General features: G+C 69.8%; 28 protein-coding genes and 1 pseudogene. 13 read left to right on the top strand and 16 right to left on the bottom strand.

The window, feature by feature from the left end:
- Nucleotides 1-30 precede the first annotated feature (30 nt).
- Entirely contained in the window at nucleotides 31-798 is a 768-nt protein-coding gene (locus tag OG933_RS02270) for a YitT family protein (protein WP_405625021.1), read from the top strand.
- A 96-nt stretch (nucleotides 799-894) separates the two neighbouring features.
- Here OG933_RS02270 and OG933_RS02265 read toward each other — a convergent pair whose 3' ends face one another.
- The 4 genes from OG933_RS02265 to OG933_RS02250 all read right to left on the bottom strand — a co-directional run bounded on the left by OG933_RS02265 (nucleotide 895) and on the right by OG933_RS02250 (nucleotide 2,928).
- Nucleotides 895-1,581, bottom strand: coding sequence for an SDR family NAD(P)-dependent oxidoreductase (locus OG933_RS02265; protein ID WP_405625019.1), 687 nt, complete (start codon nucleotides 1,579-1,581; stop codon nucleotides 895-897).
- A 120-nt stretch (nucleotides 1,582-1,701) separates the two neighbouring features.
- The gene (locus OG933_RS02260; RefSeq protein WP_405625017.1) at nucleotides 1,702-2,052 is read right to left on the bottom strand and encodes an ester cyclase; all 351 of its coding nucleotides are present in this window, start codon (nucleotides 2,050-2,052) and stop codon (nucleotides 1,702-1,704) included.
- Nucleotides 1,982-2,128, bottom strand: a complete 147-nt coding sequence (locus OG933_RS02255) for an NAD(P)-binding domain-containing protein (RefSeq protein WP_405633211.1) — start codon at nucleotides 2,126-2,128, stop codon at nucleotides 1,982-1,984. The genes OG933_RS02260 and OG933_RS02255 overlap by 71 nt, the downstream gene beginning before the upstream one ends.
- A 59-nt stretch (nucleotides 2,129-2,187) precedes the next feature.
- A complete protein-coding gene (locus OG933_RS02250) occupies nucleotides 2,188-2,928 on the bottom strand; it encodes an SDR family NAD(P)-dependent oxidoreductase (protein WP_405625015.1) in 741 nt (246 codons plus the stop codon).
- Nucleotides 2,929-3,020: 92 nt separating this feature from the next.
- Between OG933_RS02250 and OG933_RS02245 the strand changes: the two genes are divergently transcribed.
- Entirely contained in the window at nucleotides 3,021-3,629 is a 609-nt protein-coding gene (locus tag OG933_RS02245; RefSeq protein ID WP_405625013.1) for a TetR/AcrR family transcriptional regulator, read from the top strand.
- Nucleotides 3,630-3,904: 275 nt separating this feature from the next.
- Here the strand turns inward: OG933_RS02245 and OG933_RS02240 are convergent, their stop codons facing one another.
- Both OG933_RS02240 and OG933_RS02235 read right to left on the bottom strand, forming a co-directional pair.
- Nucleotides 3,905-4,336 carry a hypothetical protein gene (locus tag OG933_RS02240; RefSeq protein WP_405625011.1) on the bottom strand — a complete coding sequence of 144 codons (432 nt, stop codon included), beginning with the start codon at nucleotides 4,334-4,336 and terminating at the stop codon, nucleotides 3,905-3,907.
- A gap of 61 nt (nucleotides 4,337-4,397) precedes the next feature.
- Nucleotides 4,398-4,808 carry a hypothetical protein gene (locus OG933_RS02235; protein ID WP_362530896.1) on the bottom strand — a complete coding sequence of 137 codons (411 nt, stop codon included), beginning with the start codon at nucleotides 4,806-4,808 and terminating at the stop codon, nucleotides 4,398-4,400.
- 69 nt (nucleotides 4,809-4,877) lie between these two features.
- Between OG933_RS02235 and OG933_RS02230 the strand changes: the two genes are divergently transcribed.
- Together OG933_RS02230 and OG933_RS02225 are read left to right on the top strand one after the other, a co-directional pair.
- Nucleotides 4,878-5,144, top strand: a complete 267-nt coding sequence (locus tag OG933_RS02230) for a hypothetical protein (protein ID WP_405625009.1) — start codon at nucleotides 4,878-4,880, stop codon at nucleotides 5,142-5,144.
- 455 nt (nucleotides 5,145-5,599) lie between these two features.
- On the top strand, nucleotides 5,600-5,758 hold the full coding sequence (locus OG933_RS02225; protein ID WP_405625007.1) for a hypothetical protein: 159 nt from the start codon (nucleotides 5,600-5,602) through the stop codon (nucleotides 5,756-5,758).
- On the opposite strand, the gene OG933_RS02220 is transcribed toward OG933_RS02225, so the two are convergent.
- Together OG933_RS02220 and OG933_RS02215 are read right to left on the bottom strand one after the other, a co-directional pair.
- Nucleotides 5,739-7,487 carry a CHAT domain-containing protein gene (locus tag OG933_RS02220; RefSeq protein ID WP_405625005.1) on the bottom strand — a complete coding sequence of 583 codons (1,749 nt, stop codon included), beginning with the start codon at nucleotides 7,485-7,487 and terminating at the stop codon, nucleotides 5,739-5,741. The genes OG933_RS02225 and OG933_RS02220 overlap by 20 nt on opposite strands.
- 109 nt (nucleotides 7,488-7,596) lie before the next feature.
- On the bottom strand, nucleotides 7,597-8,202 hold the full coding sequence (locus OG933_RS02215) for a dihydrofolate reductase family protein (protein ID WP_405625003.1): 606 nt from the start codon (nucleotides 8,200-8,202) through the stop codon (nucleotides 7,597-7,599).
- 341 nt (nucleotides 8,203-8,543) lie between these two features.
- Here OG933_RS02215 and OG933_RS02210 point away from each other — a divergent pair, with 341 nt between their 5' ends.
- Entirely contained in the window at nucleotides 8,544-8,903 is a 360-nt protein-coding gene (locus OG933_RS02210; protein ID WP_405633208.1) for a DUF2809 domain-containing protein, read from the top strand.
- Nucleotides 8,904-9,114: 211 nt separating this feature from the next.
- Nucleotides 9,115-10,461 carry an NADP-specific glutamate dehydrogenase gene (gene gdhA, locus OG933_RS02205; RefSeq protein ID WP_405625001.1) on the top strand — a complete coding sequence of 449 codons (1,347 nt, stop codon included), beginning with the start codon at nucleotides 9,115-9,117 and terminating at the stop codon, nucleotides 10,459-10,461.
- A gap of 166 nt (nucleotides 10,462-10,627) precedes the next feature.
- Here gdhA and OG933_RS02200 read toward each other — a convergent pair whose 3' ends face one another.
- A complete protein-coding gene (locus OG933_RS02200) occupies nucleotides 10,628-11,338 on the bottom strand; it encodes a helix-turn-helix domain-containing protein (protein WP_405633206.1) in 711 nt (236 codons plus the stop codon).
- Between the two features lie 638 nt (nucleotides 11,339-11,976).
- Here OG933_RS02200 and OG933_RS02195 point away from each other — a divergent pair.
- Both OG933_RS02195 and OG933_RS02190 read left to right on the top strand, forming a co-directional pair.
- A complete protein-coding gene (locus OG933_RS02195) occupies nucleotides 11,977-12,411 on the top strand; it encodes a hypothetical protein (RefSeq protein WP_405624999.1) in 435 nt (144 codons plus the stop codon).
- A gap of 439 nt (nucleotides 12,412-12,850) precedes the next feature.
- A complete protein-coding gene (locus OG933_RS02190; RefSeq protein WP_405624997.1) occupies nucleotides 12,851-13,792 on the top strand; it encodes a M23 family metallopeptidase in 942 nt (313 codons plus the stop codon).
- Nucleotides 13,793-13,798: 6 nt separating this feature from the next.
- Here the strand turns inward: OG933_RS02190 and OG933_RS02185 are convergent, their stop codons facing one another.
- From OG933_RS02185 to OG933_RS02170, 4 genes are all read right to left on the bottom strand, one after another.
- Nucleotides 13,799-15,391 (bottom strand): serine/threonine-protein kinase, encoded by a 1,593-nt coding sequence (locus tag OG933_RS02185; RefSeq protein ID WP_405624995.1) that lies wholly within the window; start codon nucleotides 15,389-15,391, stop codon nucleotides 13,799-13,801.
- Nucleotides 15,388-16,188 (bottom strand): serine/threonine protein kinase, encoded by an 801-nt coding sequence (locus tag OG933_RS02180; RefSeq protein ID WP_362536026.1) that lies wholly within the window; start codon nucleotides 16,186-16,188, stop codon nucleotides 15,388-15,390. The genes OG933_RS02185 and OG933_RS02180 overlap by 4 nt, the downstream gene beginning before the upstream one ends.
- 391 nt (nucleotides 16,189-16,579) lie before the next feature.
- Nucleotides 16,580-17,137, bottom strand: coding sequence for a hypothetical protein (locus tag OG933_RS02175; RefSeq protein WP_362536028.1), 558 nt, complete (start codon nucleotides 17,135-17,137; stop codon nucleotides 16,580-16,582).
- 72 nt (nucleotides 17,138-17,209) lie between these two features.
- Complete coding sequence (locus OG933_RS02170; RefSeq protein ID WP_405633204.1) at nucleotides 17,210-17,881, bottom strand: LD-carboxypeptidase; 672 nt, start codon at nucleotides 17,879-17,881, stop codon at nucleotides 17,210-17,212.
- 158 nt (nucleotides 17,882-18,039) lie between these two features.
- Here OG933_RS02170 and OG933_RS02165 point away from each other — a divergent pair, with 158 nt between their 5' ends.
- The gene (locus tag OG933_RS02165; protein ID WP_405624992.1) at nucleotides 18,040-18,552 is read left to right on the top strand and encodes a dihydrofolate reductase family protein; all 513 of its coding nucleotides are present in this window, start codon (nucleotides 18,040-18,042) and stop codon (nucleotides 18,550-18,552) included.
- A 113-nt stretch (nucleotides 18,553-18,665) separates the two neighbouring features.
- Here OG933_RS02165 and OG933_RS02160 read toward each other — a convergent pair whose 3' ends face one another.
- The 3 genes from OG933_RS02160 to OG933_RS02150 form a co-directional block, all read right to left on the bottom strand.
- Nucleotides 18,666-19,151, bottom strand: coding sequence for a MarR family winged helix-turn-helix transcriptional regulator (locus OG933_RS02160; RefSeq protein ID WP_362536034.1), 486 nt, complete (start codon nucleotides 19,149-19,151; stop codon nucleotides 18,666-18,668).
- A gap of 12 nt (nucleotides 19,152-19,163) precedes the next feature.
- Nucleotides 19,164-20,225 (bottom strand): alkene reductase, encoded by a 1,062-nt coding sequence (locus tag OG933_RS02155; protein ID WP_405624990.1) that lies wholly within the window; start codon nucleotides 20,223-20,225, stop codon nucleotides 19,164-19,166.
- Nucleotides 20,226-20,302: 77 nt separating this feature from the next.
- Nucleotides 20,303-21,208, bottom strand: coding sequence for an NADP-dependent oxidoreductase (locus tag OG933_RS02150; RefSeq protein WP_362536038.1), 906 nt, complete (start codon nucleotides 21,206-21,208; stop codon nucleotides 20,303-20,305).
- Between the two features lie 568 nt (nucleotides 21,209-21,776).
- Between OG933_RS02150 and OG933_RS02145 the strand changes: the two genes are divergently transcribed.
- The 4 genes and pseudogenes from OG933_RS02145 to OG933_RS02130 all read left to right on the top strand — a co-directional run bounded on the left by OG933_RS02145 (nucleotide 21,777) and on the right by OG933_RS02130 (nucleotide 24,158).
- The gene (locus OG933_RS02145; protein WP_405624988.1) at nucleotides 21,777-22,115 is read left to right on the top strand and encodes a hypothetical protein; all 339 of its coding nucleotides are present in this window, start codon (nucleotides 21,777-21,779) and stop codon (nucleotides 22,113-22,115) included.
- Between the two features lie 459 nt (nucleotides 22,116-22,574).
- Nucleotides 22,575-22,778, top strand: a pseudogene (locus OG933_RS02140) (response regulator transcription factor); the annotation flags it as partial.
- 77 nt (nucleotides 22,779-22,855) lie between these two features.
- Nucleotides 22,856-23,476: a GPP34 family phosphoprotein gene (locus OG933_RS02135; RefSeq protein WP_405624986.1), complete on the top strand. Its 621-nt coding sequence runs from the start codon at nucleotides 22,856-22,858 to the stop codon at nucleotides 23,474-23,476.
- Between the two features lie 202 nt (nucleotides 23,477-23,678).
- Nucleotides 23,679-24,158 carry a hypothetical protein gene (locus OG933_RS02130; RefSeq protein WP_362536042.1) on the top strand — a complete coding sequence of 160 codons (480 nt, stop codon included), beginning with the start codon at nucleotides 23,679-23,681 and terminating at the stop codon, nucleotides 24,156-24,158.
- The last annotated feature ends 290 nt before the right edge of the window (nucleotides 24,159-24,448 follow it).

Genomic DNA, 24,448 nt, shown 5'->3' with positions numbered 1-24,448 from the left:
GCTCGTCACGACCCACCCGTGCTCCCGCGCATGAACGCATTCGCCCAGGTCCGGGCGGCCCGAAAGGCACGTCGGATCCCACAGCTCCTGCTCGGCCTGACGGGATACGGAGCCGCCGTCATGCTGCTTGTCCAGTCCGGGCTTGGCGCGGCCAGCTGGAACGTGCTCACAGAGGGCACCGCCAGATCCCTCGACATCTCGTTCGGTTGGGCGACGAACCTGATCTCGCTGGTTGTGCTTGTCGCATGGATCCCGCTGCGAGAACTGCCCGGGCTGGGCACGCTCCTCAACGTCGCGATCGTCGGCTTCGCCGCGGATGCCACCGCGACTGTGCTCCCCAACCCACAGGGGCCACTCGCCGAGATCGGCTATCTCGCGCTCGGCCTTGTCGCTCTGGCATTCTTCGACGCGCTCTACCTCGGCGCGCAGTTCGGGTCGGGACCACGCGACGGCATCATGACCGGACTCGTTCGGCTCACCCGCCTACCCGTCGCCCTTGTTCGCACCGGCATCGAAGTCGCTGTTGCCTGCGCCGGCTGGCTTCTGGGTGGGACGGTCGGGGTCGGCACCGTGCTGATCGCACTGTGCATGGGGCCCCTCGTCGGTTGCTTCCTGCCGCGGGTGGCGGTTCGCCTTCCGGCCGTTTCCGCACCCACACGGCGCGCACCCGACGACCGTGAAGAGACCGTCGCTTCACCGCAACGCTCTGCTGTCTGTGAAGGCCGAGGCCGCCTCGTCGAGCCTGGCCTGCACGACCGGTGCTCCGCGCCTCGCCATGAACCCGGCGGCCACGCTTGACCGCGTGCATCACCAAGAGCGGACTCAGGATCGTCAGGGCTGGGGGAACGGTCGGGGGCAGCCCACCTGGGCCGCCCCCGACCGTTTCCCATGCGACTACCAGGGAACTTCCCCGTTCTCGTCCTGGAACGTTCCCGTCGGACCGTCCGCGTCGAGCGTTGCGAGCCGCACGACGACCCTGGCACTCTCCTCAGGCGTCCTTCCGACTCCGAATGCCGCGGTCAGGTCGGTCGCGGTGGTGCCGGGCTCGACCGCGTTGAACTTGATGTCAGGCTGGGACTTGGCGTACTGGACCGTGAGCATGGTGGCCGCGGACTTCGACGCGGAGTAGAGCGCCAACGGCAGGTTGAACTCCGGCCGGTCCGGATTGGTGACGGCCCAGAAGGACCCGGCACTGCTGGAAACCGTGACCACGGTGGGGTTCGAGGACTTGCGCAGCAGCGGAAGCGCCGCCTCCGTGACGCGCACGATTCCCACCGCGTTGGTGTCGAAGGCCCGGAGTGCCGTGGGGCCGTCGGTGACCCCGTGCCCCAGGATGCCCGCGTTGTTCACCAGGACGTCGAGCCGGCCCTCGGCCGAGTCGATCGTCGCCAGCGCGTTGCTCACCGATGAGTCGTCGGTCACGTCGAGCTGTACGAACCGGGCGCCGAGCTCCGCCGCTGCCTTCTCGCCTCGCTCGAGATCCCGCGCGCCGATGTAGACAATGTGTCCCAACTCCAGAAGCTGTCTGGCTGTCTCGAAGCCGATGCCCTTGTTGGCCCCGGTGATCAGTGTGATGGGCATTGCGTATCCTCACGAGTTGTGTGGCTGGAATGGGCCGTTGCTGATGTTCGGACTGTTCTTTGATTCGCTGACGTTGAAGAAGTTGAAGACGCTGAACCCGTAGGTCAGCCGGTCAGGCGGTCAGCCGGTCAGCTGCCGGTGCACTTCGCCGGCGTCGTGCAGGGCGGTCATGTGCACGAACCGTCCGTTGCGGACCTGGTAGATGGCGTACTCGACGATCTCGAACGAGGCGCCGGTGGGAGCCACGCCGAGCCATGTCTTCACCGGGGTACCCGTGTTGACCAGGCGCGCGGCCAGACGGTCATCGTCGAAGAGCAGTTCCTTGGGTTCCCAGTGGAGATCCGGAACCGCGTCCACGTCGTGCTGTTGAACGGCGAGGAGGTCGTCCCGGCTGGCCGGCTCACCGTTCAGGGTGGTCCCCGACATCCGCAGCGTGCGCGGCGCGCGCTGACGGGCCGAGTTCAGCGACAAGGGCGTCGAGGGTCTCGGGGCCCCGTGAGTTGGCGATGACGACTTCGTATCCGTTGACCAGTGCCGCACGGGCGATCTGGCTGCCGACTTCGCCCGCGCCGATGATCCCGCTGGTTGTCGTACGTGCTGCGCCTCTCAGATCTGGTTGAGACCGCCGTCGACGTACAGGCTCGAACCGGTGATGAAGCTGCTCTGCTCGGAGGCGAGGAAGGCCACGGCGGCGGCGATCTCCTCCGGGCGCCCGACCCGGCCCAGCGGCACGCGCGTCGCCAGGTGCTGCTTGAACTGCTCCGGGGTGGGAGTGAGCCCCGACAGCGCAGGGGTGTCGGTCGGGCCGGGTGTGATGGTGTTGACGCGGATGCCGCGTCCCTTCAGCTCGTTGGCCCAGGTCCGGGAGAACGATCGGGTGGCGGCCTTGGTCGCCGCGTACACGCCGAGTGCCTCATCGCCGACGTCCACGTTGGTAGAGCCGTTCAGGATGACCGAAGCGCCGTCGTTGAGCAGGGGCAGCGCCTTCTGAACGGTGAACAGCGTGCCCCGGACGTTGATGCCGAAAAGGGTGTCGAAGTGCTCCTCGGTGACCTGCTCCAGCGGCACGAGCGAGGCGACGGAAGCATTCGCGAACAGTACGTCCAGACCTCGTCCCCGGTTGCGGATCGTCTCGTAGAGCCGGTCCAGGTCGGCCAGGTTCGAGATGTCGCCGGTCACCGCGGTGGCCGCTGGACCGATCACTTCGACAGCCGCGTCGAGTTCGGTCTTGCGTCGGCCGGTGATGAACACGTGCGCGCCCTCGGCCGCCAGCCTGATGGCACTGGCCAGGCCGATTCCGGCGCTGCCCCCGGTGACGAGAGCGGTCTTTCCCTCAAGTAATCCCACGTGAGTAGCCCCTTCGATTTCTGCAGCGATCGCTGCGGAAGTCGAACGGTAGCACTTCTGCAGCGATCGCTGCGGAAAGGTAGGCTGCGGAGGTGGAGACGAAACAGAGCGGCCCTGTCGGCCGGCCGCGAGGATTCGACGCCGACGAAGCTCTAGAGCGCGCCATGCTGGTTTTCTGGAAGCACGGCTACGAGGGGGCCAGCACGGCCGGCCTGACGAACGCGATGGGCATCTCCACCACCAGCATGTACGCGGCCTTCGGCAACAAGGAGAAGCTGTTCCGCAAGGTCCTGGAGCGCTACACCGAAGGCCCGAGCGCATACCTGGCCCGAGCCTTGGAGGAGCCGACCGCCCTCGGCGTCGCCACCGCGATCCTGGCCGGCACCGTTCGAACCACCACCCGCCCGGCCCAGCCCCACGGATGCCTGGGCGTCCAGAGCGCCTTGGTGACCAGCGACTCCGGGCAGGAAGTCCATGACCTCCTGGTCGCCTGGCGCACCACCGGCTACTCCTGCGTCCGGGAGCGGTTCCAGCGTGCCGTCGACGACGGCGACCTGCCTCCGCAGACCGATCCGGGACTACTGGCCCGCTGCCTCACCACCTTCGCCTACGGCCTCGCCGTGCAGGCCGCGAGCGGTGTCTGCCGCGACGAACTCCAGGAGATGGCCGACGCCCTCCTCCGCAACTGGCCACTCACCTGAGACCCGCCGGGCATACGTCTTTCGGCCATGCCCGGAGGGCGACCTGCACTCGTCCGCCTGGCGAAAGGCCGGCCGTCCTGATGGTGCGTAAAGAGGGCCCCGACCTACTGAAGCCGTGACAGTCGCGGCTGCCCGGCGGGCCGCGCCGCCCGCTCGCAGATTCCGGGAGCCCGTGTGTCGTCTCGGGCCCGTCGAGGCCGGGCTCGCCGACGTGACGCGCGCATGGGCGGGGCGCCGGGCTGTTCGTCAGGGCTGCGCACCCCTGCGGGGCGTCGTCACCAGAAACGGCCGCCGATCTGGATCCACGACGGCGACTCGCCGTTCGCAGGGGGCACGATCTCGCCGTCCTCGCCCCCCATGTCACCCCAGTAGCCGAGCCGGCCGACGAAGACATGGTCCGCGCCCATCACTGCCGACAGACCCTCAAGCCGCGCGTCGACCTCGGGCGACTCGATCCCGGGATCGTTCACACGCAGATACCCGATGGCCTGCGGCCTGCCTTCGTTGTCAGTGCCCGCCGCGGCGTCCGGAACGAGCACCCAGCGGGCTCGCGTGACCAGTTCGGCCAACTCCGGTTCGTCCAGTCCTGGGGGCGCGACCTGGCACTTCCCCCGGAAGGCGGCCTGGTCCAGCAGGTCTGTCAGCTGTGCGAGCGGGACTGGCGGGCGCAGTTCGATGGTTCCCCGGACGAGCCAGTCGTAGCCCATGGACACTCCTTCGTTGAAACTCTTCGGTGGTGTCGCCAGGATCCTTGTGCCGTCCGCCGGACTACTGGAACCGGCTGATGAAGGCGCACAGCGCGGCTCGGGGGTCGGTGGAGCTGATCCAGGTCTTGTTGAGCTGTTCGGCCGAGCGAATGCCGGCGAGAAACTTGTCGCGCATCTGCGCGACCGCTTCGCTCCTCGCCGTGGCGATACGGCCGGCACTGTCCGCGGAGCCGTCGGCGGCCTTGAGCGCCTGGACCAGTTGCTGCTGCCACGCTCGGACGCCGTCCCAGGTGTGCATCTCGCCCTGCGCGGACCCGGCGTATTGCAGACCGACCAGATGCCATCCCTGGTCCTGGGACAGGGGAGTGTCGGCGGATACCCAGCCCGCGGCCACTTGCGCTGCTTGCTGGGCCAGTTCCTCGTCGGTCATCTCGCAGGCCTGAGCGGTGAGTTGTGACGGCGCCTTGTTCATGATCCGAGATTATCGTCTGAGTGACGATATGGGCAAGGTGCGCTTTTCGGTGCCCCTCCCGTCGAGGGGATGACGGTGCTGCACCCACAGGGCGGCCACCGCCATCGCGCTCCCGAACCTGGCCCGGGTGCCGGCTGTTTGACGACCCCGGGGAGGGGCGCGTGCGATCGGCAGGTCGAGGTCGAGGTCGAGGTCGAGGTCGAGGTCGAGGTCGAAGTCGAGGTCGAGGTCGAGGTCGAGGTCGAGCAGGGCTGGGCTGAGCGTGCGGGCCGGGGAGCGGGAGACGGCAGCGAGTACTTTTCACTCAAATCCGCGGCGCCGAATCGGTGTTGCTGATCGCGCGACGGCTCGAGATCGCCGGATCGAACCGGTCGCAGATCCCGGTGGCGGCCGGGCGGAGGCTCTCCGTATCCACGCCGGGGCAGCCGCATGCCTCCCGTGGGGAGCCGGGAGGCGCGGCGAGCCCTGCCATCCGTAGCAGACGGCAGGGCCCAGCAAAGGGATCCTTGCCCCGGGGGAGGCGGAACCCGCACCTCACCATGCACCACAAACCAGCCAGTGGCATAGATCGCGGCCGGAACTAGATGTACGGCTGCTCCCTCCCGCCCTTCGGCCGCCCGGACGGAATGGCCGACCAGGCGCAGCAGGAGCGGGATGCCCGTCAGGTCGCGTCGGCGACCTGAGTTTCCTCAGTACGCACCCGCACGCAGTCGGTCCCTTCGCGCCGCCCTCAACTGCTCTGTCCCGCGCCCAAGTGGCCCGTGATTCCGAACTGCTCGACCAGATCGACCATGCCTGCCCTCCTGGCCGCCCGGCCGGCCGACGAGCGCGAGGTCTGCTCTCTGATCGGCCATGGGGCCGACCACATCGTCGGCGGTCCGCGGGAGTGCCTGTGGAAGTACTTCAACGCGCTGCGCGACTTCAGCGAGGTCACGGCCCGCTGTGCATGAGGCCAGTCCACAAGTCGGGGCGGTTGGGATGCTCGGCACGCAGCTTGCGGATCACGCGGTGCAGGGCCAGGGCGGCGTCATCGGCGGTCGTGCCGTCGGGAAGATGCTGGTAGAAGGTGCGCGCAGCTCCGGCGGCGATGGTGTCGTAGAGGGGCCAGAGGGTGGCGATGACGTGCCGGAAGCCGGCCAGATGGAACGCGGAGGCGAGATTGATCGATTCGTTGGCACCCAGTCCTCGATCTGCTGTCGAGCAGGCGGAGAGGTAGGCGAGTTCGGCGCTCTGGAGCCGGAGGCGGCTGATGTCGGTGACGGTGATCACGCCGTCTTCAAGGTGGATTGCGCCGCCGGTCGGCGCGTTGAAATCGGATACTGCACGGCAGGCGAAGTGTGCCCAGGTGGTTGCAGGCAGCGCGGCGCGTACGGCAGCGACGGTGGCGGCGGAGTCGACGAGCATGTGCGGGCCAGGCCGGGAGGCGTGCAGGTGCGCTGCCTCGGCCGCAGTGCCCGGGAGCCGGGGCAGACCCGGTGTGTGTTCCAGCGCGACGGTGAGCTGCCGTCGGGTGCTCGCGACAGGTCGGCTGTGGGCGTGGGCGAGTACCCGCAAGGTCGGCGCGTACGACGAGACTGCGAGGTCGAGGCTGCCCGGCTGGCCGGGTAGGCCTGCGGCGTGCCAGGGGAAGAGACCTAGCAGGCCGGTGGGCACCCACCACACCCGGTGGGCTTCGGGGCCGGGCGGGCCGAGGGCGTCGAAGACCCGTTCGGCCGTGGTGGTCCACAGCCAGGCGAGGAGGTCGCTCAGGACCCGGCGCTGGCGCAGTGTGCTGGCGAGCGACGGCGGGTCGCTGACCACGCCGAGGAGTGAGGCGACCCAAAACAGTATGCCGTCGTTGCGCAGGCCGGGCAGGGCGACGACGATCGGCTCGGCGTCGCCGGTGATGATGATGGCATCGCTGCGGTGCTTCCCCGAGTTGACCAGGACCGCGGCTCCAGCAGGCACGGATGATCGCAGGTCGGTGAAGCGGGGCGGTTGCAGGAAACGCTCGAATCCCGCCGTCGTCCGGATCTGTTCCAGCAGCCGCTGATGGCCGGCCCACGTTCCCGGCCGGCTCGCTGCGCCGACGGCGTCGAACTGCCGCCGACTTCGGTCGAACGCGCGGGCCAGGCCGGGTTGAGCCGCGGCGAGGTCGGTCAGGTCGGACCTGGTGTCGAGCGCCGACGAGAGCAGTACACCCCGGCCGGCCTCGGCGATCTCGACGGCGCCCCGGGGATCCGATCCGGTGAGGTGGGCCGCGACGGCTTCCTCGGTGAGGCCGAAGTGGTTGCGGAGCCGCGGTTCGTTGTCGTACCAGCCGTTGGCCCGGGGAGTGGTGGTGGGCAGCAGGGCGACTGCCGCGTCGAGCAGTTCTATCGCGATGTCATGGTCACCCATGGCGTGGGTGAGGGAGCCGAGGGCGAATCCTGCGTAGATCCGCTCGGCCGGTTCGCCCGGCTGCCCGGACCGCCATTGCTCGGCCAGGGCAGCCACCCGGCCGTGGTGCACCTCGCCCGCGGCCCTGTCGTGGAGATCCCGATATGCCTGGGCCAGGTTGGCCAGCCACCGCAATCGCAGCCGATCTGTCGCCGGGCCGCTCCCGGTGGCCAGGGCCTGTTCGATGGCCCGGACGGCCTCGCGCAGGTCGTAGGCATTGTGGGTGACATCGAACCTGGCGTGCCAGGCGGAGCCCTGCACCGCGACGATCGGAGCCCGGGCGGGATCGTCGTGGGCGAGCAGCCGACGAGCCCCGTCGGTGCCTCGTCGTCGACCACGGTAATGGGACCAGCGATCGCCCGGACAGGTCCTAGTAGCTGTCGTAGCTGGGCTTACCGTTCGGCCGGTAGACGGCGACGATGGTGCCGCCCTTCGTCGTCGAGACGCTGACCGGCTCCAGCGCAGCGGGGATCGCTCCGTCGGCGAACAGTCGCTTGCCGGTGCCGATGATCACCGGATGGATGGTCAGCCGGTACTCGTCGACGAGGCCGTGCCGCATGAGGGTCTGGGCGAGGTCGCCGCTGCCGACGACATTGAGGTTGCCGCCGTCGGACGCCTTCAGCGTGCGTACGGCATCGACGATGTCGCCCTCCAACAGCGTGGAGTTCTGCCACTCGACGGACGTCAGGGTCCGGGACGCCACGTACTTGTGCATGCTGTTCATCCGATGAGTGAACGGGTTGTCGGGATCGGCGGTCGGCCAGTACGACGCGAAGATGTCGTACGTCTTGCGTCCGAGCAGCATCGCGTCGGAGTGCTCGTACCAACCGGCGATGGCCGCGCCGACCTCGTCGTCGGTCACCGGCTTCTGCCAGCCGCCGTGCTCGAAGCCGCTCTCGGCGTCCTCGTCCGGGCCGCCCGGCGCCTGCATGACGCCGTCCAGCGTCAGGAACGTGCAAACGATGATCTTGCGCATGGTGCGCTCCCTTCGTCGATGGGTAGACGGCACAACCGCCGGAAACTCATCGGCGGAACCTCCGCGGCGACGCGTCCCTCTCCTTCGACGGGATACCGAAGGTGACCGACGAGCCCACTGTCATCACCACCGCGCCATGACCACCGCGCGCGAGCTGAGCGCCACGCCCGCGCAGGTCGGAGGATTCCCGGCAAGGGAGCGGACGACGACCTGCGCGGCTGCGGTGGGCTCCACCGCGAGCACCGGCGTTGAGGCAGTATGACCTTGTGGCTCGCATCTCCGAAACCCATCACGGCGCCGCCGACCAGGTACGGACCCGTCTGGTGGCGTTCGGCGCCGCGATGGTGACCATCGTCGCGGGGCTGGGACTCAGGGCGGGGGTGTCAGGGAACGTGGCCAAGTACGGTGGAGACGCGCTGTACACCCTCCTGCTTCTCACCCTTGTCGTTCTGGCGGCGCCGCGGGTCACGCGACTGAAGGCCGCTGGAGGCGCGCTGGCCGTCAGTTGCGCAGTCGAGTTCCTGCAGCTCAGCCAGGTGCCGGCAGAACTCGCGCAGAGAAGCACCGTTGCCCGCCTCGTGCTCGGTTCCACCTTCAATGCAATCGACCTGCTCTGGTACGCGGTCGGCGCAGTCATGGGCTGCCTCATCCACACCACGGTGGTTTCCCTCTCCTCACGCCGAGGGACCGGGCACGGCTGACGCTGAACCGCCCAGCGTCTGAGTGATCGTCATTTGCGTGACAAGCCCAGTCTCCTTGAGACCGCGGCGAGAAACGCGGCCGCCGGAACACATATCGGTGACCTTCTTCGCTGACACAGAGACTCCTGTCGTCCGTATTCGTTGACAGGACAGCGGCCAGGCACGCTGGACGAAGGTGAGTGCCTGGCGGAACACAGGAGAGCAGGCGCGCATGAACCCCAGTGCTCACATCGAGGCCGTCTACGCACAGGTCTGCCGGCGCAACGCCGGTGAGACCGAGTTTCACCAGGCGGTGGGAGAGGTGCTGCACACGCTGGCGCCGGCCTTGCAGGCGCATCCGGAGTACGTCGACGCGTTGATCCCCGAGCGGCTGTGCGAGCCCGAGCGACAGCTGATCTTCCGGGTGCCGTGGGTGGACGACGCCGGGCGGGTACAGGTCAACCGCGGCATCCGGGTGGAGTTCAGCAGCGCCCTCGGCCCCTACAAGGGCGGCCTTCGCTTCCATCCGAGCGTGAACCTCGGCATCGTGAAATTCCTGGGCTTCGAGCAGATTTTCAAGAACGCGCTGACCGGGCTGGCGATCGGCGGCGGCAAGGGCGGCTCGGACTTTGATCCCAAGGGTCGCAGCGACCACGAGGTCATGCGTTTCTGCCAGGCGTTCATGACCGAGCTGTACCGGCACCTGGGCGAGCACACCGACGTCCCCGCCGGGGACATCGGGGTGGGCGGGCGCGAGATCGGCTACCTCTTCGGCCAGTACAAGCGGATCACCAACCGCTTCGAGGCGGGAGTCCTGACCGGCAAGGGCGTCACCTGGGGCGGCTCCCAGGCTCGGACCGAGGCCACCGGCTACGGTGCGGTGTACTTCGCGCAGGAGATGCTGGCCACGCGTGGACAGGGTCTCGACGGCCGCAAGGCCGTGGTCTCCGGGTCGGGGAACGTGGCGGTCTACGCGATCGAAAAGGTGCACGCGCTGGGCGGGTCCGTAGTGGCCTGTTCGGACTCCTCCGGCTATCTGGTCGACGCGGACGGCATCGACCTGGAGCTGCTGAAGACGGTAAAGGAGGTACGGCGGGCGCGCCTGTCGGCCTACGCGGAGGCCAAGCCCGCGGCGCGGTTCTCCGACCGGGGATCGGTCTTCGAGGTGCCCTGCGACATCGCGCTGCCGTGTGCCACGCAGAACGAACTGGGCGGACAGGAAGCGGGGGTGCTGGTGAAGAACGGCGTTCTGGCCGTCGCCGAGGGCGCCAACATGCCGTGCACCCCGGAGGCGATCGAGATCTTCCGTGAGGCGGGCGTCCTGTTCGGTCCCGGCAAGGCCGCCAACGCGGGCGGCGTGGCCACCTCCGCGCTGGAGATGCAGCAGAACGCCTCCCGCGACGTGTGGACCTTCGAGCAGACCGAGACCCGTCTGGCAGCCGTCATGCGGGGTGTCCACGACCAGTGCCGCACCACCGCCGAGAGGTACGGAGGCACCCCCGACGACTACGTCCTGGGCGCCAACATCGCGGGCTTCCTGCGAGTGGCGGAAGCGATGACGGCCCAGGGCGTCGTATAGCGCGGGCCGTTGCGCGGTGGCCGCCCCCGGTGCGCGTGGACCACGCGCACCGAACGGCGCAGATGCCAGGGCCCGCGTGTGCTTCTCTCCCCGCTGGCGGAAGCCCTGGCGACTGCGGCGCAGTCCTCCGACGGAGGAAACCCCGCCGGTGACGGCACCGGCCACCTCAGCACTCGACGTACGTGTAGTCAGCCAGGTCGTTCTCCTGCAGGGACAGCGGAGGGGTGGTCAACTCGCTGACGAGTTGACCGAATTCGGTGCGCTGCTGGGTGGTCAGGGTGGCATAGAGCGGTGCCTGAAGCTCGTTGGTGAGTCGCTCGGCGCGCTGCCACTGGGGGAGCAAAATTGCGGCCGCGGGGTCTGGTTGTGCCCACCCGTAGTGGGCCGCCTGCTCGACGCCGAGGTTGATGACCATGGCCGCCTGGGCGGTCAGCCCACACAGGCGCACCGCGGCCAGGTGGCAGGCGCCGCGGTGCTCACGCAGCACATGTATGCGCTGCATGGCCGCACCGACCGGGTCTTCGTCGGGGTACGGCTGTGCACGCCAGCCGGCGAACAGAGGCAGTGCGTCCGCGTCGGCAGCGTCGATCAGCTGCTGTGCCAGCCGGTTGAAGCGCTCTACGTCGACGCTGCCGGGGATGTGAGTGTGCCCCCACTGCCAGATGGCCCGGGCGTAGCAGGCGGTGGCAGCCTCTGCCGACATCACGTCCCGCCCGGCCGACCAGCCTGCGGAGATGAGGCCGGGGCCGAGGAAACCTTGGACCGCCTGGATCACCGGGACCGGCACCTCACCGAGCACCCCGAAGCGGCCACGGCAGTAGAAGCCGCGCCCCGGGGGGGAATCCGGCGGACAGGCCCATGGCGCTGGTCGCTTCATCCCGACGGCAGCGGGAATCCGCACCTCGCTCATCGAGGATCACCCGATCCACCGCCTGCTGTTCGCCGCGACGCGCCACACCGACATGGCGAATCCCACGACCACGGCTGTCATCGCCGCGCTGCGCGCAGCTGCTCATGACGGTCACTCCACGCACCTCCCCCCGACCTAGGGCACGCCGTCGGGCGGTCGGAGGGAACGAGGGAGGCGGTCTCCGGCCTCGACACCCACGACTGGGAGATCGAGAGGTCGGCCCAGGCCTGCAGGGGGACTGGCATGACGGTCGTCATCCCCCCTGCTGACGCGGGTCGCGGGGGTGGCGAGGCCACCTGGAGGGGGTCAACTTTCAAGCGCCGCCCCTGGTCCACTTTTCAGCCGTCGCCGACACCCGCCGTGGAGGTGCGGCGACAGCTCGCCGCCACGCCGGGGCGAGGCTGACGGCCTGTCACCGGCGGTGTGTCACTCCGGAATCTTCCGGATGCCGCTCCCTGTGGTGCCACGGATACCTTCCAGGCACCGGTCCCGGCCACGGTGGCGAGGACCCGGTGACGGCGATCTCATGGCGCGCGAACGCGGCCGGAACCTGTCCGGCCACAGCCCTGCCCCGGAAGGCGCCCGTAGACGACGAAGGAGAAATTATGATCGTGAAACACGTCAAGGCGACCGCGGCATCCGTCACGGTGGCCGCCGCGATGGCCGGAATCCTGGCCGCTCCCTCGGCTCAGGCCGCGACGTCGGCACCAGCGGCACCAGCGGCACCAGCCGCAGCAGCGGCGGCCGAGTGCGGCGTGCGCGCTCACGACGGTCGGCTGTGGTGCGGGAACAGTGGATCGGCGCCGACCCGGGCGGAACCGTTCCACGAAAGTCCCATCACCGGTCTGCTGCAGTCGACGTTCAGCTACTTCACCTGCTGGTCGCCGGGCGGACTGCACGGCGGCGGCAACACGACCTGGTACCGCACCGTGCCCGACTGGAGCAGCGACGGGCGGGAGGGCTATGTGCCGGCCGACTGGGTGTTCACTCCCAGCTGGTTCGACGCCGACCCGAGCAGGTACGGCCTGCGGCGCTGCTGACACGGCGGCCGTCGGCCCCACCGGGACGCACGCCCCGGTGGGGCCGACCTCGACCGCAGTGACCTGATGCGCCGTCTTATCGGCTCATCAGCAACGGAGTCGACCATGCCCGGCCAGAAGCCTCGGGCGCGTGCTGAGCACCTTCATCGTGCAGACGGAGGCCGAAGTCCCGCCAGATTCAGGTCTGTCGGGCGAACTGCGCGGCAGTGACCAACCCGACAACTGGACCGAGTGGCGCGAGGAGAGAGGGGGCGCTGTCCGGCGAGCTGTTGGACGACCGGTCAGGCGGTCACGGCCGAGGGATGCCCGAACGACAAGTGGATCTAACTGCCTTTGAACGCGGGTGGAGTCGGCTGCGGCAGCGGCATCCACCTCAAGGGCGACGCGACCGTACGAAACGACCGCCCGGCACCGAGCCGGGCGGGCAAGGAGGGATTCCATGCGCACTTCCCGCAGCAGACGCGCCTTCGGGTCGCCGCTGCCCAGGCCGTTCGTCCTCGTCGTCGCGGCCGTCCTCGCGGTGTTCGGGTTGTGGGCGGCTTCCGGGGCGGCTTCCGGGGCGGCCCCGGCGGCCGCCACGCCCACGCAGGTGGCCGCAGGCGCCCGGCCCGACTTCCGGCTGCCCTTCGCCTGCGGCGAGACCTGGCAGTTGCAGACCTACCAGGGCCACGCTCCCGACGACAAGAAACTCGACATGTACCGCGTCGGGGGGCAGACCCTCGGCGCTTCGGTCGTCGCCTCGGCCGCCGGCACGGTCACCGAGTTCTTCGAACCCGGAGGCCTGGAGATCAATCACGGCGGCGGCTGGTTCTCGGTGTACCTGCACATGGACCGCATCGACGTGCGTCTGGGGCAGCAGGTTTCCTCGGGCGCGCCGCTCGGCAGGCTCGGTCTGGTCGGGACCACCTCGGCGCACCTGCACTACGAGCAGCTGTACGACACCGACGGCGACAACGACGGCGAGACGGAGGAGATGGTGCACCCGGTGCTCCAGGGCACCGAGTACCGGCTCTCCCCCTCCGGGCCGTTCCCCCGAGTCACCAGCACCAACGCCTGCGGCGGCACCCCCGCTCCGGAGCGGTTCTGGGTGGACACCTTCGCCGACGCCCCCGGCTACGCGGCGGTCGACTGCGTCGGCGACACCAGCCCCCGTTGCGCGGTGCAGGGCAAGCTGTTCAAGGGCACCAACTACGTCCTGTGCAAGAAGTCGGGCGACGAGGTGCGCGTGGGGAACTCGTACAACCACTGGTGGCTGCTCACCGACCTCGACCAGGTGGTGCCGGGCGGCTCGGGCCGCGCGTACATCTCCGCGTACTACCTCCAACGCTGGGGCAATGACGAGGCGAAGGACAACGAGGGGCGCGACATCAGGCTGTGCTGACCGACGTCAGCCCGGAGAGGGCCGGGCCGGGCACTCCGCCAGTGCCGGACGATCCTTCGTCCGCACCGCCGGCAGCCAGGCCGTCGTCCGGCCCTTCTCCGCCGTGAGACGCACCCTGTACCACCGCACGGAGCGGGTGCCCGCCTCGTCGGCGACCGGCATCCCTTGGTGGAGCTGGCAGTCGGCGGTCAGGACGTCACCGTCCCACACCCTGGTCAGCACGACGTTGTCGATGTCGTACGGCAGCAGGGGGTCGATCGCGAGGCCGAGACTGCACAGGTTGTCCCGCTCGCCGGGCCGGTGACATGACCGCTCGGCGTTGTACACCTTGATGCGCGCGTTCGGCACGATGCTCGGCGTCGCACTGCCTCGCCCGGACCCGGAGCCTCTGCCGGTTGACCGCTCTTCGTCGTCGTACTGGAGCAACCCGACGGAGCCCATGCCGCCCGCCGCCACGATCAGCGCGGCGGCGGCCAGGATCGTGCGCCGGTTCCGGGCCCCTGGAGGCGCTGTGGAAAGCTCCTGCTCGGCCCGGATACGGCCCAGCAGGCTCTCGACGGTGTGCGCGGCACGGTCGGTGTGTGCCGGACTGAGGCAGTCGGCCGCCAGATCGCGCCAGAAGGGCGGCACGCGGAGGTCCATGCGCAGCGGCGCGCGTCCGTCGGCGTACTCCTGGGCGGCGGCTCCGCGGGCCGCAGGGGTGGCCCCGGGGAACGGCGAGGCGCCTCCGGTGAAGACCTGGTGGATCATCACGCCCAGTGCCCAGATGTCGGTGCTCTGCCGCACCTGTACGCCCCGTTCGCCCAGCGACGCCTGCCAGCGTTCCGGCGGCAGGTAGTCAGGGGTGCCCAGGGGCGGGATGTAGGCGTGGGTGCCGGTCAGCTCCACCGAGAGGCCGAAATCCGCCAGCCGTGCCGATCCGTCCGCCATGATCAGGACGTTGTCGGGCTTCAGGTCCCCGTGCACCCAGCCCAGTCCGTGCAGGTGAGCCAGCCCTTCGCAGACCTCGGTGAGCAGCCGCGCCCCCTCTCGCGCCGACAGCGGCACTTCGCCGGACGGGGTGGTGGATTGCGCAGCGGACGACGAGGGGCCGCCCCGACCGGAGGGAGACGAAGCCTCCAGCCGTTCGCGCAGGCTTTGCTCGGCCCGCTCCATGACGAGCACCACGGCCCCGTCGAAGGCCGAACCGGCGGACTCGCCGAGCGTGATGGAGTCGAACAGCCTGATCAGCCGGGGATGCCGGGTGCGCCGGCTGAGCTCGGTTTCACGCCGGGCGGTCTCCACCAGCCCGCGCGCCTGCCGCGGCGCGAGCCCCGCCGTGGGCAGAAACTTGAGGGCGACCTCCGACGGGGCCGACTCCCCGTGCGCGGCCGACCCGTCCTCGTTGCCGTCGCCACCGAGCCCGCCGTCGCCACCGAGCCCGCTGTTACCGCCGAGCCCGCTGTCACCGCCCTTGGCGCCGTCACCGTCGCCGTCCGGATCGTCGGCGCGCCTGGCCGCGTACACCGTCCCCCATCCACCAGCCCCGATCAGGCCGGTGACCTCCCACTCACCGACCCGGTAGCCGCGTGGAACCACCTCCACGGATCCGCTGTTCACCCTCCCGCCACCCCCGTCCGGTGGTGCGACGATCTCCTCGGCGGCAGGAGCCCCACATGCTCCTCGCGCACGAGCCCAAAACGCAGGGCGAGTCCCGCCACCGCCTCCCGCTTTCCGTTGCGTCGCACGCCCTGACCCGGTCCGGTCGTCGCCGGGGCGGCGATCCGCAGCTTTTCGTCCGCCAGATAGTCGATGTGGGAGCTGACCGCCCGATTGGTCAGCCGCTCGCAGCCCGGCTGGTTCCGCAGCCGCTCCACGATCTGGGGCGTGGTCGCCACCGCCACCGTGGACTCGTCACGCAGCCGTGGCTCGCACAGCGCGACCAGAACGAGGAAGTAGGTGGAGGTCTCGTCCAGGGAGAAGCCGGCGAGCGTCCCGGTGCCCGTCGAACCCGCCATGCCACTCGCGCCGAGGTACACGTGGTCGGGTGCGAACACCTGGAAACTCACGGCGGAACCCCGCGTGGGCAGGACGACACGTGCGAACTCGAAGGGCACGGGGGCTCCGGCCCTGCGGGGCGGGACCCTGAAATATTCCCCCGCCCCTTCAGGGTTCTCCACCAGGTAGGTCTGGTGCGTACTGAGGTTGCTCAACTGCCAGTGGTCCTCCGTCACCCGGATCTCTCCGGCGAGCCGGGATACCGCTGGATTCGCCATCCGCAGATCGACGGGGACGGACGCGGAGCCGCGCCCGAAGCGGGCCACGTCCCCCGGACCGAGCCGAAGGCTCACCGGCTCCGACGCGGGCGTGATCTCCGCCCTCCCGTCCGACGGCAGGTGAACCAGTACGCCGCTCATGGTCTCCTTCTCCTCCTCGAAATCATCGCGCCCACCGTCCCCGTCCGGACGGTATTCACGAGCTGTGGGGTTCGGCCCGGCCGGCGCGGGGCTCGGGTGCGGGTTCAGTAGTCGCTTGATCGAAGTTCCGGGACGGCTGAAGACGCTCAGCCCGCTCCGGCCCCTAAGAGGCGACGGCGGCCGTACCGGTTCCCGGCCGTGGGCGCTCTCGGCGGAGTCGGCTCGAAGGGCGAACCCGTCGCTGTCGAGGGGCCGTTGGGGAGTGGGGAGTGCGTGCCGGCGGCGCGTCCCGGAAGCCGGCGGGGGCGTGCAGACCCCGCGCCGGCGCACCCACAACGCCGGGACTCGCACGGCGTCGGCCAAGTGGGCGTACGCCCCACCATCCGGCTCCTCACAGAGGCGCGACGGGGGGCGCTGGAGGCTCGGGGTGCTCGTCCTCCCCGTAGTCCTCGGCGAGTTCCTGCACGTCCACGTCCGGGGATGCGCGGGCCGCCTCACGCCACTGTCCCAGCAGGCCGAGCGCACCGACGTCGTCCAGCAGCATCGCCAGGGCCTGCATGGCGAAGACGTCAGTCACCTCCTCGCGCAGCGTCGCGGCCGTCAGCGGCGCCAGTCCGGCGTGCAGGGCCTCGGCGTACGCCTGTCCGGAGCCGCTCAGCCGGCGCAGCACGAGCCGGGCGAAGATGCCGGGCGGGCCCAGGCTCAGGGAGCAGGCGTAGAGCTCGGGCACGACGGCCTGTACCAACTCCGGGCGGTCCCAGCCCACGTCCTTGAGCAGATGCAGCGCGGCGAACAGGTCGCCTCCGCCGTTCAGCGCCTTCCGTACCGCCGGCAGTGGGTCGGTCTCGAACAGCACCCGCCGGGCCTTGCTGTACGTGTTGCTCGCCCGGACGTAGTCGTCCCAGGCGTCCTCTGCCTCGCTCTTCTCTTCCTTGCAGAACCAAGCCATCGTGTTCCCCCCGGCGTGCAAGCTCTCCCTGGCCGACGGTCCTGGGCGTCCGCCGACTACCCGTCCCGTACCTCAGACCAACAAACCACTGGATAGTTGCGTAGGGGCACCTTGATGCAGAATCCTGGCTGACTCACCCTGCGGACGGCCGGTCAGCGGCTCTTCGGCCCCCACCGGTCGAACCTGGAGCAGACCCGAGGGCGGTAGGGCCTGGGTCATGCTTCCGGAGCAGCAACCTGCCGAAATGTGCGGGGAATTGGAAGAACAGAGCGAGGTGCTGGAGGCAGCGGCGCCGTCGAACCATTCGAGGGGCAGCGCGAAGGGCGTCGCCTGCGCCAGCACGATGCGGTTGATCACCCCTCCGATCAGCCGGCCTTCGGCGCGACCGGCACGCCAGCATTCCCACGACGGGGTGGCCGGCAGCGGGCCGATCGCCTCGTCGCTGGTCAGCAGCCTTGAGCAGAGCTTCTCAAGCACCGCTCGGCGTGCCGAGGACGCAGCCTGCCAGTGTCCGCCGAGTCCAGGGGTGGCCAAGTCGGTATGGAAGCCGACCAGACCGGTGCGCCCGTAGAGCACCAGAGGCAGCAGCGAGATGTCGCTGCAGCCGAGGATCGGCTTGGGGTCGGCAGTGATCGCCTCGACGTCGATCAGGTCGAGGTAACCGAGCGCCGCCCGACCGCCGTCATGCGCGATGATCGCGCGCACTTCCGGATCACGCAGTAGCCCATGGAACTCCTCGGCGATCTCCGCAGGCCGAGCCGCAGTCCACCAGCGGTGCCGAGTCCGGGCCCGTCGAAGGTGAACTCTTCGCGCCCGACAAGCAGGACGACCCGGACGTTCGGCGCTGGACGGCGCAGTGGACGGCGCAGTGGACGGCGCAGTGGACGGAGCTGCAGCAGTGGGTGTTCCCGCTGCGGTTCTTCCGGGAGAACCTGCAGTTGGGCGAGGGCGGCGAGGAGGGCCGCGACAACGACGTGGCTCGGGAGACGTTCGAGCGCACCGGCGCGAGCGTCATGGGCAAGCGCATGTTCGACCTCGGCGAGCAGGCATGGCCGCAGGAGGCGCCCTTCCACACGCCGGTCTTCGTCGTGACGCACACCGAGCGTGACCCGTGGGAGCGGCCCGGCGGCACCACGTTCCACTTCGTCAACGACGGCATCGAGCACGCCGTCGACCAGGCCCGCGCGGCCGCCGGCGACCGCGACGTCCGCATCGCCGGCGGCGGCGCGACGATCCTGGAGCACCTGAACGCCGGCCTGGTCGACGAGTTCTCGATCACGCTGTCACCGGTGCTCTTCGGCGCCGGCACCCGCCTGTTCGACGGCGTCGACGCGTCCAGGATCGCGCTGGAGCCGGTCCGTTCGGAGCCGTCGTCGAGAGTGACGCACCTGACCTACACCGTGCACCCACGGTAGCCACACCCCCACTCCACCCGGCGACCCGAGCGTGCTGCGGCACTGTCCACGCCGTCGGATCGCCGGCAACGATGCGCATTCCCGGCGGGAACCGGGGTGCAGGCCGAGGGGAGTTACTCGGACTCCTCCTGCGGAAGCGCGCGGCTGTTGATCGCGTCGGCGATGGCGTAGGCGGTGCGGACGAAGGACTCTGCCTGCTCCTCCGACAGGTTTCGCGCGGAGGTCTCCTCCAGGGCCCGCCACATGGCTGCCAGGGGCTCGCGCATGGCACGGCCCTTGTCGGTGAGGTGGACCACCATGACGCGCCGGTCGTGTTCGGCCGGCTCGCGGACGAGCAGGCCGGCGTCTTGCATGCGGCGTAGGGACTTGGAGACGGTGGAGTGGTCCAGGCCGACGGTTTCGAGCAGCTCGGACTGCGTCTGGCCATCGCGATCGAGGAGCTGCATCAGGAGCAGTTCCTGTCCGGGATGCAGGTCCATCTCGCGGAGCATGGCGCCGGCGCGGGCGCGGTGAGCGCGCGCGAGCTGGAAGATCGCGTAGCTCATCGGTCCCTCGCTGGCCGTAGAGGGGTTGCGGGGTGTCGGGGCGGGCGCGGGCATAAGTTCGGTTCCTCAGACGGTGTGGGTGGGGTAGTCGGTGTAGCCGGCCACTCCGCCGCCGTAGAAGGTCGCCGGGTCGGGGGTGTTCAGCGGCGCGTCCGAGCGTAGCCGCTCCACCAGGTCCGGGTTGGCGAGCGCGAGGGCTCCCACGGAGACGAGGTCGGCCGTGCCGTGGTCGATGTCCTTGGCGCGGGTGGGCAGGTCGGTCCCGGCCCGGTTGAGGATCAGCGTGGTCGGCCACAGTGTGCGCAGGGTGCCCAGCAGCTCCTCGTCGCCCGCGTGCATCACGTGGAGGTAGGCGAGGCCGAGCGGGCTGAGCGCGCGCAGGAGAGACGGATACAGCTCGGCGGTGTCGGACTCGGCGATGTCGTTGTAGGGGTTACCGGGGGAGATGCGCAGGCCGGTGCGGTCGGCGCCGATCTCGTCGGCCACGGCAGCGGCGACCTCGACGGCGAAGCGGATGCGGTTGTCGAGGGAACCGCCGTAGCGGTCGGTGCGCTGGTTGGTGTTGTCGGACAGGAACTGGTGCACCAGGTAGCCGTTGGCGCCGTGGATCTCCACGCCGTCGGCGCCTGCCGCGACGGCAGCCGCTGCGGCGCGGCGGAAGTCGTCGACGGTCGCCGCGACCTCCTGCGTCGACAGAGCACGGGGCACCGGCATCTCCTGGGGCCCGGACGCGGTGAACATCGCGCCCTGCGGCCGGATCGCCGAAGGGGCCACCGGCAGGCGTCCGTGGGGGGTGTTGTCGGGGTGGGCGATGCGTCCGGTGTGCATCAGCTGGATGACGATCCGGCCGTCGGCCTCGTGCACGGCGTCGGTGACCTTGCGCCACCCGGCGATCTGCTCGTCATTGTGGATGCCGGGGGTGAGGAGGTAGCCCTGGCCGTCGGTGGAGGGCTGGGTTCCCTCGGTGATGATGAGCGCGTGCGAGGCCCTCTGGGCGTAGTACTCGGCGTTCAGCTCGGTCGGTACGCCTTCAGGTGTGGAGCGGTCACGGGTCATGGGGGCCATGACCAGGCGGTGCGGCAGGGAGATGGCACCGACGGTGGTCGGTGTCCACAGGGAATTCAGCATGCGAGGTCCTTCGGTACGGCGATGGCCAGGTGGTCATCGGATGGCGACGGGTGTGGTGGGTGCCGTGGCGGGCGTGATCAGCCGAGGGTGAGGACGAGCTTGCCCCGGACGTGCCCCGCGTCGCTGACCTGCTGGGCCGTGGCGGCCTCGGCGAGCGGGTAGGCGGTGACGGTGGTGACGACCTTGCCGGTCGCGGCATCTTGCGCCAGGGCGGCCAGGCGGGTGGCCGAGCGGTCCTGGGTACCGCTGGCGAAGGTGATGCCGAGCTGGTGCGCGCGGAAGTCGGCGATGGTGACGATGCGCTCCGTGCCGCCGCGCAGGGTGATGGAGTCCTCCAGGGCACCCTTCCCGGCCAGGTCGAACACCGCGTCCACGCCGTCGGGGGCGAGCGCCCGGACCCGCTCGACCAAGCCCTCGCCGTAGAGGGTCGCGGTGGCGCCGAGCGAGGTGAGGTAGTCCTGGTTGGCGGGGCCGGCGGTGCCGATGACACGCGCTCCGCGCGCCGTGGCGAGCTGGACCGCCAGGGTGCCGACCGCTCCGGCCGCGCCGTGCATCAGCACGGTCTCCCCGGCGGAGACGTCCAGCAGGTCCAGGACCCGCTCGGCCGTCTCGCTCGCCACCGGCAGTGCGACCGCGTGCTGCCAGTCGAGGCCGGCGGGCTTGAGGGCCACGGTGGTGGCCAGCGCGTACTCGGCGTACGAGCCGGTGTCCGACCAGCCCAGCACCTCGTCGCCCACCTGCACGTCCTGCACGCCCTCGCCCAGGGCGTCGACGACGCCGGCGAGCTCGTGACCGGGGATGGAGGGGAGCGGCGTGGGGAACACGGCCTCCAGTGCCCCGGAGCGGATCTTCCCGTCCAGCGCGTTCAGCCCGGCCGCCTCGACGCGGACGCGGATCTGCCCGGGGCCGGGCTGCGGAACCTCGATGTCCGCCTCGTGCAGCACTTCCGTGCCTCCGAAACGGTCGAACAGGATGGCTCTCATGACGACTCCTCTCGTGTCACCACCCACTTAGGTGGCTGGACACATAACCAACGTAACAGCAAACGTGTGGCTAGCCAAGTATTTGCTGCCGCTCGGGTGGCTGCGCAAGATCGATTGGGGTCGCGCGTCGGTCCCCTCGGGACGACGGACGCAGCGGGAGGCGCCCGCCGGAGCCGGTCTTGCGCGGCCGAGGGCTACCTCGACCACGAACTCCGCAGCGGAACCGGGCAGATGGCAGGTCGGCAGGACCAATGGCCGGACCGGGAAGGCCTTTGCGCCGCTCCCTGTAGCCCGCCCGCCCGCGATCCCGTATCCCAGGCACGCACATACCCGCACGTCAGAAGGGCTGGGATGGTTCCATCGTCGCCAAAGGGGCGGCAGTCGTTGCGCCGGACTCCTGTGGCCGCCGATGCTCTTGGTGTCGCACCTGCCAGGGCCGGACCTACCAGCCGCGTCAGGGCGACGTCCGGACACGCATGCACCAACGGTCCGCCGTGCCGGACGGTCCACCCAATTATTGGAGATCTCGATGAAGTCCGTCATCCGAAAAGCAGCAAGCTTCGCAGGCGTGAGCGTGGCCGTCGCAGCCATGTCCATCACCGGCGCATCGGCAGCCCAGGCGGAGTCTCCCACCCACGGCTGCCCGTACCCCTACGTCTGCTTCTACGTGGACGAGCACGCCTACGACGCGGGCACACCGATCACGAAGTACCGCGATGTCACCAGTTCCTACCAGACGGTCAGGTCCCGCCCGCACTACCACGTCGTGAACACCCGGAACGACGACGTGGCCTATCTACGACTCCAGGACGGGAACTCGATCTGCCTGCCGCCGAACTACGAGACCGTGTTGGCGAACGCCTACAGCGTCACCGGAATAAAGATCTCCAGCAGTTCCACCTGCTGATCTGCTCGAACGGCCGTCGGGAGCTTCCGTGACTCGGCAGGGACGGGACCTGAACGGCCCGGACCGCGCCGCTGGACGGGGTCGGGGAGTGGACCGCAGCAGCAGCCAACCGGACGACGCGTTCGCCGGGGAGGCACGGGGCGAGCTGCCGCCCCGTACGGCCCGGGCGCCGTGGTGGGGATCGGCCGGGCCGGTGCTCTCACGAACACGCTGCGCCACGCGGCCGGCGCCGACGAGGTGCGCGTGCGCGTGAAAGTCGAAGAGGCGGGTGTGGAGGTCACGGTGGCCGACAACGGGCTTACCCCGCGGGGAGGTTCGGCCGCTGCGGGAGCGGGACGCGGTCTGGTGGGGATGAAGGAGCGCGCACAGCTCGTGGGCGGTAGCCCGCACGCCGGTCCGCAGCCCGCAGCCCGCAGGCGGCTTCGAGGCGACGGCACAGCTGCCGGTGGAGGGCGCGTCATGACGCTGCGCGTGGTGGTGGCCGACGACCAGCTCCTGGTCCGTACCGGATTCCGCATGATCATCGACGCCCGGGACGATCTCGAAGTGGTCGGTGAGGCGTCGGACGGCCAGGAAGCGGTGCGGCTGACGCGCGAGCCGGCGCCCGACGTGGTCCTGATGGACGTACGCATGCCCGTCGTGGACGGCATCGAGGCGACCCGGTAGATCGCGCAGGGCGGCAATCGGGCCCGGGTACTCGTGCTGACCACCTGGGACGGATGCGGCCGGAGCGTCGAGGTGTGATCGACGACCTGGCCTGCCTCATGTATCTGCTCGCCCACGACGACGCGGCCGAAGGCCCCCACGACCGTTCCCGGACGGAGCTGCTGGTCCGTGCGGCCGCCCTGGTCGACCTCGCGTTGCGCGGCCGACTGCGGGAAGACGGCGGCACGGTCACCGTGGCCGGCGCGCAACCGACCGGCGACCCGGTCCTGGACGGCGTGCTGCGTGTCGCCGCCGCAGGGCACGACTGGAAGCACCTCGTGCGCCGCCACCGCAAGCGGACCCTGACCCAGGTGGAGGACCGGCTCGCAGCGGCGGGGTTGATCACCGTGAAGACGCCACGCACCCGCTGCGGCACACGGCGGTCGACCGTGACGGACCCCGCCGTGCCCGCCGCACTCCACGCCCGCGTGTCCGCGGCACTCCACCGGGGCGGCCCCGTGACCGAGATCCCAGCCGCCGACGGCGCACTCCTGGCGCTGGCCGCGGCCGGTGGCATCCGCTCGGTCGTGTCACGGCAGGACCAGAGGACTCTCCGGGCCCGTATCGACGCCTGCACAGGCCACCTGGGCGCCCTCGCGCCCGGCCTGGAGAAAGCTGTACGCGCTCTGCCGACAACCATGCCTGTGACCGCATAGGTCCGCCGGGTTGGTAGGTGCGTGCTTATCCACTTCAACGCGGCAGTTCAGGCCCTGCGTGGTTTCCTGGCTCAGAAGTCACGAGCGCCGGCAGCCTCCAGTGCGGCCCGTCGGCCTGTCACTCGGCAGGAGGCCCGTGATCACCATGCCGGAAAGTGAGAGCCGCTGGTGTCGCAGCGGTGGTTGAGACAGCATGCGGCGCATGGACTGGATGCCTCTGCTCTCCACGCTGACAGGTGCCGCTATCGGCATCGCCGCCACCCTGATCGCCGATCGCAACAGGTGGCGGCGCGAGGAAGCACGACACGCTCTGGAAGTGCGGCGCACCGCGTACACCGCGTACGCCTCCGCCCTCAAAGACGCGGGGGAAGAGATACGGGCTGTCGCCCTGGGCGATCACATGTCCGAGTCAGCGCGTGATGCGGCGGTGCGCGAAGCCTTCCGTGGGACCCGATTGCACACGGCAAGCGAGCAGCTCTGGCTCGTGGGTCCGCCGCTCGTTGTCGCGGCCGGGAACGAGGCGTTTCACAGCCTGCGTCGGATGCGCGACGCCTATGCCCGCGGGGTGGCCGTCGGCTCCGCAGAGGACACGGCCTTCATCCAACAGCGCCGCACGGCCATGGCTGAGATGCGCCGCCTCATGCGTGAGGATCTGGGCATCGGACCCCTCGGGATCGAATGACCACCGGCCGGAGAAGCTGTTTCACGGATGATCGCGGCCGGCCGCAGGTCGAAGACCGCACGATTGCGCCGACTGCGATCAGTCACCAGTGCCGGCCGTCGGGCCGGCATCGGCAAAAGGTCCCGCGGCGGTAGAGCAGGCGGCGTCATGCCTCGCGGCCGATACGGATCAACCGGCCGTCTGCGTCGCGGCTCATGCTTCGGCTCACTCGTGACCTTCTCGAATCCCTGGCAGGTCGTGAAGCCCACAGGCGTCGACGCGGACCGCGACCGAGCGGCTCGGCCGGTTAT

Origin of the sequence: Streptomyces sp. NBC_00016, from assembly GCF_045040885.1 — a bacterium.
GTDB lineage: Bacteria > Actinomycetota > Actinomycetes > Streptomycetales > Streptomycetaceae > Streptomyces > Streptomyces coriariae.
Note: the sequence above shows the minus strand (reverse complement) of the source record. Positions and strands in the feature narration are given on the sequence as shown.

Excerpts from the sequence above, each read along its gene's own strand:
- OG933_RS02270 (WP_405625021.1), top strand. The coding sequence starts at position 31 with ATGAACGCATTCGCCCAGGTCCGGGCGGCCCGAAAGGCACGTCGGATC.
- OG933_RS02265 (WP_405625019.1), bottom strand. The coding sequence starts at position 1,581 with ATGCCCATCACACTGATCACCGGGGCCAACAAGGGCATCGGCTTCGAG.
- OG933_RS02240 (WP_405625011.1), bottom strand. The coding sequence starts at position 4,336 with ATGGGCTACGACTGGCTCGTCCGGGGAACCATCGAACTGCGCCCGCCA.
- OG933_RS02235 (WP_362530896.1), bottom strand. The coding sequence starts at position 4,808 with ATGAACAAGGCGCCGTCACAACTCACCGCTCAGGCCTGCGAGATGACC.
- OG933_RS02230 (WP_405625009.1), top strand. The coding sequence starts at position 4,878 with ATGACGGTGCTGCACCCACAGGGCGGCCACCGCCATCGCGCTCCCGAA.
- OG933_RS02225 (WP_405625007.1), top strand. The coding sequence starts at position 5,600 with ATGCCTGCCCTCCTGGCCGCCCGGCCGGCCGACGAGCGCGAGGTCTGC.
- OG933_RS02215 (WP_405625003.1), bottom strand. The coding sequence starts at position 8,202 with ATGCGCAAGATCATCGTTTGCACGTTCCTGACGCTGGACGGCGTCATG.
- OG933_RS02210 (WP_405633208.1), top strand. The coding sequence starts at position 8,544 with ATGGTGACCATCGTCGCGGGGCTGGGACTCAGGGCGGGGGTGTCAGGG.
- gdhA (WP_405625001.1), top strand. The coding sequence starts at position 9,115 with ATGAACCCCAGTGCTCACATCGAGGCCGTCTACGCACAGGTCTGCCGG.
- OG933_RS02200 (WP_405633206.1), bottom strand. The coding sequence starts at position 11,338 with ATGAAGCGACCAGCGCCATGGGCCTGTCCGCCGGATTCCCCCCCGGGG.
- OG933_RS02195 (WP_405624999.1), top strand. The coding sequence starts at position 11,977 with ATGATCGTGAAACACGTCAAGGCGACCGCGGCATCCGTCACGGTGGCC.
- OG933_RS02190 (WP_405624997.1), top strand. The coding sequence starts at position 12,851 with ATGCGCACTTCCCGCAGCAGACGCGCCTTCGGGTCGCCGCTGCCCAGG.
- OG933_RS02180 (WP_362536026.1), bottom strand. The coding sequence starts at position 16,188 with ATGAGCGGCGTACTGGTTCACCTGCCGTCGGACGGGAGGGCGGAGATC.
- OG933_RS02175 (WP_362536028.1), bottom strand. The coding sequence starts at position 17,137 with ATGGCTTGGTTCTGCAAGGAAGAGAAGAGCGAGGCAGAGGACGCCTGG.
- OG933_RS02160 (WP_362536034.1), bottom strand. The coding sequence starts at position 19,151 with ATGCCCGCGCCCGCCCCGACACCCCGCAACCCCTCTACGGCCAGCGAG.
- OG933_RS02155 (WP_405624990.1), bottom strand. The coding sequence starts at position 20,225 with ATGCTGAATTCCCTGTGGACACCGACCACCGTCGGTGCCATCTCCCTG.
- OG933_RS02150 (WP_362536038.1), bottom strand. The coding sequence starts at position 21,208 with ATGAGAGCCATCCTGTTCGACCGTTTCGGAGGCACGGAAGTGCTGCAC.
- OG933_RS02130 (WP_362536042.1), top strand. The coding sequence starts at position 23,679 with ATGGACTGGATGCCTCTGCTCTCCACGCTGACAGGTGCCGCTATCGGC.